At 55.1% G+C, this 8,736-nt stretch carries 5 protein-coding genes; 4 read left to right on the top strand and 1 reads right to left on the bottom strand.

Going from position 1 to position 8,736, the window contains the following annotated elements:
• The first annotated feature begins 225 nt into the window (after positions 1–225).
• The 3 genes from Pla100_RS05360 to Pla100_RS05350 all read left to right on the top strand — a co-directional run bounded on the left by Pla100_RS05360 (position 226) and on the right by Pla100_RS05350 (position 5,362).
• Positions 226–576: a DMT family protein gene (locus Pla100_RS05360; RefSeq protein WP_146576685.1), complete on the top strand. Its 351-nt coding sequence runs from the start codon at positions 226–228 to the stop codon at positions 574–576.
• 212 nt (positions 577–788) lie between these two features.
• A complete protein-coding gene (locus tag Pla100_RS05355; protein WP_197167718.1) occupies positions 789–3,821 on the top strand; it encodes a PSD1 and planctomycete cytochrome C domain-containing protein in 3,033 nt (1,010 codons plus the stop codon).
• An 11-nt stretch (positions 3,822–3,832) separates the two neighbouring features.
• Positions 3,833–5,362 carry a DUF1501 domain-containing protein gene (locus Pla100_RS05350; protein ID WP_146576683.1) on the top strand — a complete coding sequence of 510 codons (1,530 nt, stop codon included), beginning with the start codon at positions 3,833–3,835 and terminating at the stop codon, positions 5,360–5,362.
• 247 nt (positions 5,363–5,609) lie between these two features.
• On the opposite strand, the gene Pla100_RS05345 is transcribed toward Pla100_RS05350, so the two are convergent.
• Positions 5,610–7,382, bottom strand: coding sequence for an AI-2E family transporter (locus tag Pla100_RS05345; protein ID WP_231602751.1), 1,773 nt, complete (start codon positions 7,380–7,382; stop codon positions 5,610–5,612).
• Positions 7,383–7,618: 236 nt separating this feature from the next.
• On the opposite strand from Pla100_RS05345, the gene Pla100_RS05340 reads away from it, so the two are divergent.
• A complete protein-coding gene (locus Pla100_RS05340; RefSeq protein WP_146576682.1) occupies positions 7,619–8,545 on the top strand; it encodes a sugar phosphate isomerase/epimerase family protein in 927 nt (308 codons plus the stop codon).
• Positions 8,546–8,736 lie beyond the last annotated feature (191 nt).

Raw genomic sequence — 8,736 nt, 5'->3', positions numbered from 1 at the left:
AACCCTAATGTTTAGCTGTGACAGACCACTAGTCTTCTGTCATGCACAGTCTGCATGGGACTACTTTTTGCGGGTTTGGTTTTTTTCGGCAAAGTCGTCTTCGCGATCAGTCTTGTTTCGATGGTCATCTCAGTTGTTTATTGTACCGAACGGTCGATCTCACCGATTTCGGGCGATTGGCGATTCGAATGCTCACCTCATCGTTGGCAGTTGGAGAAGGTTTGAATGGGACCCGTGTTTTGGAAGACGGCAGCGTTACTCGTGCTGTCAAACGTGTTCATGACGTTCGCATGGTACGCTCACCTAAAGAACCTGGATGGTCGGCCGTGGATAATCGCCGTACTTGTGAGCTGGGGTATCGCGTTTTTTGAATATCTGATTCAGGTGCCCGCGAATCGAATCGGGTACACGCAGATGAACCTCGGCCAATTGAAGATTCTGCAGGAAGTAATCACTCTAAGCGTCTTCGTGCCATTCGCGGTCTTTTACATGCAGCAACCGCTCAAACTCGATTATCTGTGGGCTGCGTTCTGTATCATGGGAGCCGTGTATTTCGTTTTTCGGTCCGCCACCTAACTTAGAATTCGAATTATGATTGTGCCATTGAGTCTTGGCGGTTCGTGCGAAAGATCACCGTGTCCCGAGTTCGTGCCCGAGCATCTGAACGGAATCAAGAACGATATGGAAAGACCAAAGCGATGATTTTCAAAATGCACGTGACTGCAAGTCGGATAATCTCGACGATTGTTCGCCCATTTTTTTTCGCCGTCTTCCTTTCGATAGCTGCTTTGACATTGGTTTCCTCGGCGAGCTCGCAGCCGACGCCGACGCTTGCGAACGAAGTCACTCGGTTCAGTCGCGACATCCAACCGCTGTTGGCGAAACACTGCATCGTCTGCCACGGACCCGATGAGGCCGAAGCGGGTTTGTCGTTGGTGGATTCGAGTCGAGCGACGATGAAGCTCGATTCAGGCCAACAGGCGATCATCCAAGGGCAACCTGAGAATAGCGAGTTGATGCGCCGAGTTATGAGCTCGGACGATTCGCTGCGAATGCCTCCCGATGGTGAACGTTTGTCCGACCAAGAGATCGGCCACCTTGCTCGTTGGATCGAAAGCGGCGCCGCATTTGAAACGCATTGGGCCTATCAACCACTTACCGAGCCAACGTTGCCGGCAACGGAAAAGAGTAGCGAATGGGTTCGTAATCCCATTGACCTGTTCGTCCTCGCCAATTTGCAACACCATGGTATTGAACCGTCCGAGCACGCCGATCGTGTGACGTTGATCAAGCGGTTGTCGTACGACCTCGTCGGTTTGCCCCCGACGCCGCAGCAAGTCGATGCGTTCATTGCAGATTCGTCGCATGACGCCTATGAAGAGCTCGTCGATCGGCTGTTGGCTTCGGAAGCCTTCGGTGAGCGTTGGGGGCGGCATTGGCTCGACAAGGCGCGCTATGCGGATTCGGATGGATATGAAAAGGACAAGCCTCGACCCAATGCGTGGCGTTATCGTGACTGGGTCATCGATGCGATCAATCGAGATCTGCCGTACGACCAATTCACGATCGAACAACTCGCCGGTGATCTCTTGCCAGAACCATCGACGGATCAACGACTCGCGACCGCGTTTCATCGGCAAACGCTGACCAACACGGAAGGCGGTGTCGACCAGGAGGAGTTTCGCGTCGAAGCCACGTTTGATCGCACCGAAACGACCGGCGCGATCTGGATGGGCTTAACGATGACGTGCGCTCGTTGCCATACGCACAAGTACGATCAGATCACCCAGCGTGAATATTTTCAACTCTTTGCGTTCTTCAACAGCGCCGACGAAGCCAACATGGACGTGCCTCGCAGTGAACAGGCATTGCGGCAGCACGCAATCGATCAAGCCGAATATGATCGACAGGTTCAAGAGTTGGAACAGGAACTTGAAAACGCGATCGCCGAGATTCAGCCAAAGATCGATCAATGGACCGCCGAGATGACGGACTCCATTGCCGCAGCGGACCGCGACCCGGTCAGCTTTGCAACGCCGTCCGTGCTCAGCGCCACTGCGGACAGCGAAGCTGAATTTGCGTCCCAGGATGATGGCTCGCTTTTGGTTACCGGCTCGGTCGCCGACCAAGACCGATACTCGCTGGAGTTCAAGCTGCCCGAACGTCCGCTGACCGGTATCCGTTTGGAAGCTCTCACCGACGAGACGCTGGCCAAGAAAGGGCCCGGGCGAGCTCCCAACGGCAATTTTGTCGTCAGTCAAATCCGATTGTTTGTCAGCCCCGACCGTGAGTTCCAAGATCCGGTCGAGGTTGTTTTCACGGCGGCAACTTCTGATTTTTCGCAATCGAAATTCCCAGCCGAAGGTGCCCTTTCGGCCGACGAGAAAACGGGCTGGGCGATCTCGCCTGAGACGGGAAAGCAGCATCAATGGATCGGTTTCGCGACGGTTCCGTTGGATGCGAGCGACCATCGTTACTTGCGCGTCGTGATCGATCAGAGCTACGGCGGTCAGCACACGCTCGGTCGCTTTCGCCTCTCAACCATGAGCGGATTCGATCCGTTGGCCAACCTACCCAAGGAGGTCGCCGAGGCCTTGCGAGTCGCTCCGCCCGAACGGTCGGCGAAAAACGTCAAGACAATCGCCTACCATGTAGCGAGTATCGATCCGAGAATATCGAAATTGATTCAGCGACTAGAAAAACGAAAGAAGCAAACTCCCGAAAGCCCCACGATGACGGTACGGGTGATCCGTGCGGCAGACCGAAAGACCAAGTTGCTGCACCGTGGTGATTTTTTACAACCCGCCGAGGAAGTCCAAAGCGACGTTTTGGAGATGATCTCGCGTACGCATCCGCTGCGTTCTCGAAAAACAGGACATCCTGCCGACCGACTCGATTTGGCATCTTGGTTGGTCGATCCCGCTCATCCGCTGACCAGCCGGGTTACCGTCAATCACGTTTGGGCTGATCTGTTCGGACGTGGGATTGTGCCGACCGTCAATGACTTCGGCGTCCGTGGCGAACTACCGACACACCCTCAATTACTCGATTGGCTGGCGTGGCAGTTTTCCCATGACATGATGTGGAGTCGCAAGACGTTGATCAAGACCATCGTGATGAGTGCGACTTACCAGCAAGCATCGGCGCACCGCGACGACTTAGTTCAAAAGGACCCGACCAATGACTTGTTCGCCCGACAAAACCGCTTGCGTGTGTCGGCCGAAGTGATCCGCGATTTGCATCTTGATGTGAGCGGTTTGCTGAGCCACAAAGTCGGCGGCCCGAGTGTGTTCCCGCCCTTGCCGCCTGGGGTCGCGGAACTCAGCTACGCGAATAATTTTAAATGGACTACCAGCGGAGGCGACGATGCCTATCGACGTGGCATGTACACGTTCTTCAAACGCACTTCACCGCACCCGACCTTGATCAGTTTCGACTGTCCCGATTCCAACACGACGCGTCTGCAACGTGAAACGAGTAACACGCCACTGCAAGCGTTGGTCACGCTCAACAACGGCGTCTTTACCGAAGCGGCCCAAGCGATGGCGCGGCGGGTCTTGATCGAAGGCGGCGGCGACGATCGCCAGCGTCTGCGATACGCACTGCGTTTGTGCATCGCTCGTCATCCACAGAAGTCGGAACTCGATCGATTTGAACAATTATTGAAAACCGCAAGGCAGTACTACCAGTCGCACCCGGATGACGCGGCGCGGCTTGCCTCAAACCATCGTTACGATCAGGTCAATGCTGAAGAGAACGCGGCTTGGATCGCGACGCTTCGAATGGTTCTGAACCTCGATGAATTCATTGTCCGCGATTAGGAACCGTATCCATGACACCTTTTCAACAGCACGCACTCGAGCAACACGCCTTGCGAACACGGCGGGAGTTCTTGACGACGACGGCCAGCGGTTTGGGCATGGCGGCCCTCGGGTCAATGCTTACGCAAGACGGATTGATGCAAGCGGCGACCGCCGAACAAGTATCAACCGACCAAACAACCTCCGACCCCGACGCGAATCCGCTGGCCCCCAAACCGCCGCACTTCGACGGTCCGGCCAAGGCGTGCATTTTCATTTTCATGGCGGGGGCGCCTTCTCACATCGATTTGTTCGATGACAAACCGGTCTTGAAAGAACGGCACGGCCAACCGCTTCCCGAGTCGATGCTCGAAAAAGTCCGTTTCGCGTTCATCAAGAAAGACAACGCGCTACTGCAAGGGTCGCCGTATACTTTTCAAAAGCACGGCCAATCGGGAATGGAACTGAGCGAGTTGTTACCACACCTCGGCGAGGTTGCCGACGATCTGTTGCTCGTTCGTTCGTTGCACACCGAACAATTCAATCACCACCCCGGTCAATTGATGATGCAGTGCGGCCGGGGAACGTTCGGATTGCCCAGCATGGGATCGTGGTTGACGTATGGACTCGGTAGCGAATCGCAGAATCTTCCCGGGTATGTTGTGTTGACGAGTGGACGCGGATCTTCTGGAGGGACGACGCTATGGCAATCCGGTTTTTTGCCATCGACCTACGCCGGCGTGCCGTTTCGCAATCAGGGCGAACCGGTGTTGAACTTGGCCAATCCTCCCGGAGTCCCGGCCGAACTGCAGCGTCAAGGTTTGGATATCTTGCGGGCCGCCAACCAACAACGGTTCGCGGAGGTCAACGATCCCGAAATCGCCGCACGAATCGCGTCGTATGAATTGGCGTATCGGATGCAAACCGCAGCGCCCGATCTGATCGACCTGTCCTCTGAAACCAAACAAACCCTTGACGACTACGGTCTTGATCGGGAGGAACCCAAGAACTTTTCAGGACGAGGGAAGCAAGGCGACACGTATCAAAGCTTTGCCAAGAACTGTTTACTCGCCCGGCGAATGGTCGAACGCGGCGTACGATTCATCAACATCATCTATGCGTCTTGGGATCATCACAGCAACATTCCCAAAGAGCTGCCGTACAACTCCAAATGTGTCGACCAACCCATCGCCGCGTTGATTCGCGATCTCAAACAACGGGGCATGCTCGATTCGACCATGGTGGTGTGGGGGACCGAGTTCGGCCGCACGCCGCTGGGGGAAAACCGAAGCGGCAAACGAGAAGTCGGCACCGGTCGGGATCATCATCCGTATTCGTTTAGCATGTTGATGGCCGGCGGCGGATTCAAGGGCGGAATGACTTACGGGGCGACCGATGAAATCGGATGGCACGTCACCGAGAATCCAGTCCATGTCAACGACCTCCATGCGACGATGTTGCACCAGTTCGGGCTGGACCACCTCAAACTCACTCATCGCTTCCAAGGACGTGATTTTCGCCTGACCGACGTGGGTGGCAAGGTCATTGAAGATTGGATCTAGTGCTTTGTCTAGATTCAGCTCTAGGGTTGGCAACATTAGCCGTTTGGGCGCTAGCCCCGGTTTTTGCGACGGAACCGTGGCTAGCAAGCTGTTGATTTAATCGTAACCCGAAGCGTCAGCGAGGGATTCATCACCATTAAGTCCTTTGTATGTATCCCTCGCTGACGCTTCGGGTTTCGATGAGGGCTAAATCAACAGCCCGCTAGCGCCAAAACGGCTAATCCTAAAGTTAAAGTTGGACAAAACACTAGGAGTCTTTCGATTTCGATGCGGACGTCTCGCTTTTTAGCTCATGGTTGAGGATTTCCAGAAGCGTTTGTAGAAACACGACCACCATCGGTCCGACCAAGATTCCAATGGGTCCGAACACCGAAACGCCACCGATCACACTCAAGAGTGCAAACAGCGGATGCAGTTGGCTGCGTCCGTGCAAGACAAACACCTTGATGACGTTGTCGATCGATGAGACCACCGCGGCTCCCCAGATCGCGAGCAGCACGGCCGGAATCATTCGCTGTTCCACGATGGCTAACCACAACGCGCAGGGCACCCAAACCGAGGCCGCACCGAGAAACGGAACCAACGCCATCAAGCTGGTTAAGAACAACAGCAAGATGATTTGATCGAAGCCGGCGATCCAAAATCCGATCGTGGCCAAGATGCCTTGCACCACCGCCGACAGAACACTCGCCAAGACCACCGCACGGCTGGTTCGGTCGAACTCCATTAACAGCTGGTGCTCATAGGCGTCGTCCATCGGGGACAACCGCATTAACGTTGTGATCATCGCCGGGCCATCGATCAAAAAGAAATAAACGGCGATGACCAAAATCACCAGTCCAAACAACGTTTGAGCCACGATGCTGCCGGTGGCACTGGTCAATCGCACGAAACGTGGTTGCAAGGACTCGCGTGCTCCACGGATCAGCCGAGCGAAATCGGTCTCGTCAGGGTTGGCCAGTAGTTTCAGTTGGCTTTGTAATGTGCCGCCGAGCTTTCGATTCATCCAGTTGCGAATCGCCGCTGCGGTAAAAACCGCTTCTTTTTCAAATTGCTCGGAGACGTTCAATCTGGTGAGCGGATTGAACGTTCCCGATTCGGTTTCATCTCGACGCATTTGGTCGGCCTCGCGCAAACCATTGGCAAACCGCTCGATACTTGCGATCGCGTTTTCGGCCTCCTCGACTGCGGTGTCGGCACTCGGGAGATCTTCTTGCAAATAAACGATGATCGAAGCCGCTTGGTCAAGTTGTTTGGCTTTGGCGATCAGATCCGTCCGGACTTCGCCCGTTGCGGTGGCCGTTGTGATCACCGGTTCGGCGACACCCAGAAGATCGACCGTACGATCGAGTTGTCGAAAATGCTCGGCGTGAGGTAGATCCAGTCCGAGTTGAGAACGGACACGGTCGAGTGCCACCGACATGCTGCCGTTCATCTGGGACAGCAAAACGGTGAACTGCGTCGTCGCGATCGACACCAACATGCCCAGCGGCATCAACACGACTAACAGCACGAGCAAAGTGGTCAAGGCGGCCGATAAACGTCCGCGACCTCCTGTTCGTTTGAGAATCCAAAGATGGACGGGGCGAAAGATGACCACCAACAGCGCCGCCAAAAACAACGGCACAAAGAACCCGATCATCAACTGATAGAACAGCACCCCGACGGCCAGGATCCCGAACATCAACATCACCACCGACATGATCCGGGACAGGGACGGTAATTGAGGAAATAGAATTTGCTTGCCTGCAGGAGCCGCCGGGGCCGTTTCCTTCATCCGCCCGACGACCGGATTGCCATCCGGCATCGGTGGGACGTTCGTCGATGAAGAATCGCCCGTTGCTGATTGCTCGGCCGAAGGTTTTTCGCTTGAGGTTTTTTCGGGTGCCGATGGCTCATTGTGCAATGCGGACGAGTGAGCGGATTCTGGATGACTTGGCGGCTGGCGACCAGGAACTTCGCCCGCCGAGGATGGTTTGGGTGGCGACTGAGCGGGTCTTGATCGATTTTTTCGTTTCATTCATGGATTCCAATTCGAGAATGCAGCGGCAGTCCAGCCCAAGATAATGTACGCGGGCACAGACCGTCATCCCGACAAAATAGCCGCGTGAGCGATTCATCGAGAGCACGACACATTCCTGCGAGGTGGTTTGTTACATTGTTGGACGAATCGATGCAGTGGCGTCCTCGCCCGCCAATACTCTGTGCCAACACTTGTCCGCCAAATCTCCAAGCAAAGATCATCAAAGCATTCTCATGAAACTAGGATTTGTAACCGCCATCTTGCCTGACCTGTCGTTCGAAGAAGTGCTGCGTCATGCGGCTTCGTTGGGCTATCAATGTGTCGAAGTGATGTGTTGGCCGCCGGGTAAGGCGGAGCGACGCTATGCGGGTGTGACTCATTTGGATGTGACCGACTTGTCCTCCGATAGCGTTGAGAATGTCCAGCGGCTGTGTGATGAAACGGGCGTTTCGATCAGCGGTTTGGGATATTATCCCAATCCGTTGTCGCCGGACCTTCAAGAAGCTGCTGCCGCGGTCGCCCATCTTCGCGAAGTGATCCAAGCCGCACCTCGGTTTGGTGTGTCGCAGGTCAACAGTTTTGTCGGTCGAGATTGGACGAAAACGATCGACGCGAACTGGCCGCGTTTCCTGGAAACCTGGAAGCCGTTGGTTGAGTTGGCCGAGAGCGTAGGAGTTCGCATCGGGATCGAAAATTGCCCGATGTTGTTCTCCGATGATGAATGGCCAGGCGGCAAAAACCTTGCGGTCAGTCCCGCGATATGGCGGCGGATGTTCGAGGACATACCGAGTTCATCGTTCGGTCTGAACTATGATCCATCGCACATGGTTTTTCAGCACATGGATTACTTGCAGCCGATGCAGGAGTTCTCAGATCGGTTGTTTCATATTCACGCCAAAGACGTCCGTATCGACCGACAAGGGTTGAACGATTACGGCGTCCTGGCGTTACCGTCACGCTACCATCATCCCAAATTGCCTGGCCTGGGCGAAGTCGACTGGGGGAAATTCTGTTCGGTCTTGGGCGATACCGGATACGACGGCCCGGTGTGTGTCGAGGTCGAAGACCGGGTTTACGAAGCGACCACAATGACCCGCGTGCAATCGTTACAGCAATCCCATGATTACCTGCGAAACTTCATCGCCCGCCCAGTTAAGTAGGCTGGGTGAAGGAGGCTTTGCGACGAACACCCGGCATGCCCGCTACTGAAATCTTTATCTGTTCCTGACCAATCGTTGGAGGATTGCCGGGTCTCCGTCGAAGCGACTGCGACCCAGCCTACGGGAGTTCCAGCCAGCATCCGTGAAACGACTGACACATTCCTTGACTCAAGCAACCATGTATTCAATCA

Origin of the sequence: Neorhodopirellula pilleata, from assembly GCF_007859915.1 — a bacterium.
In the GTDB taxonomy this organism is placed as follows: domain Bacteria; phylum Planctomycetota; class Planctomycetia; order Pirellulales; family Pirellulaceae; genus Rhodopirellula; species Rhodopirellula pilleata.
Note: the sequence above shows the minus strand (reverse complement) of the source record. Positions and strands in the feature narration are given on the sequence as shown.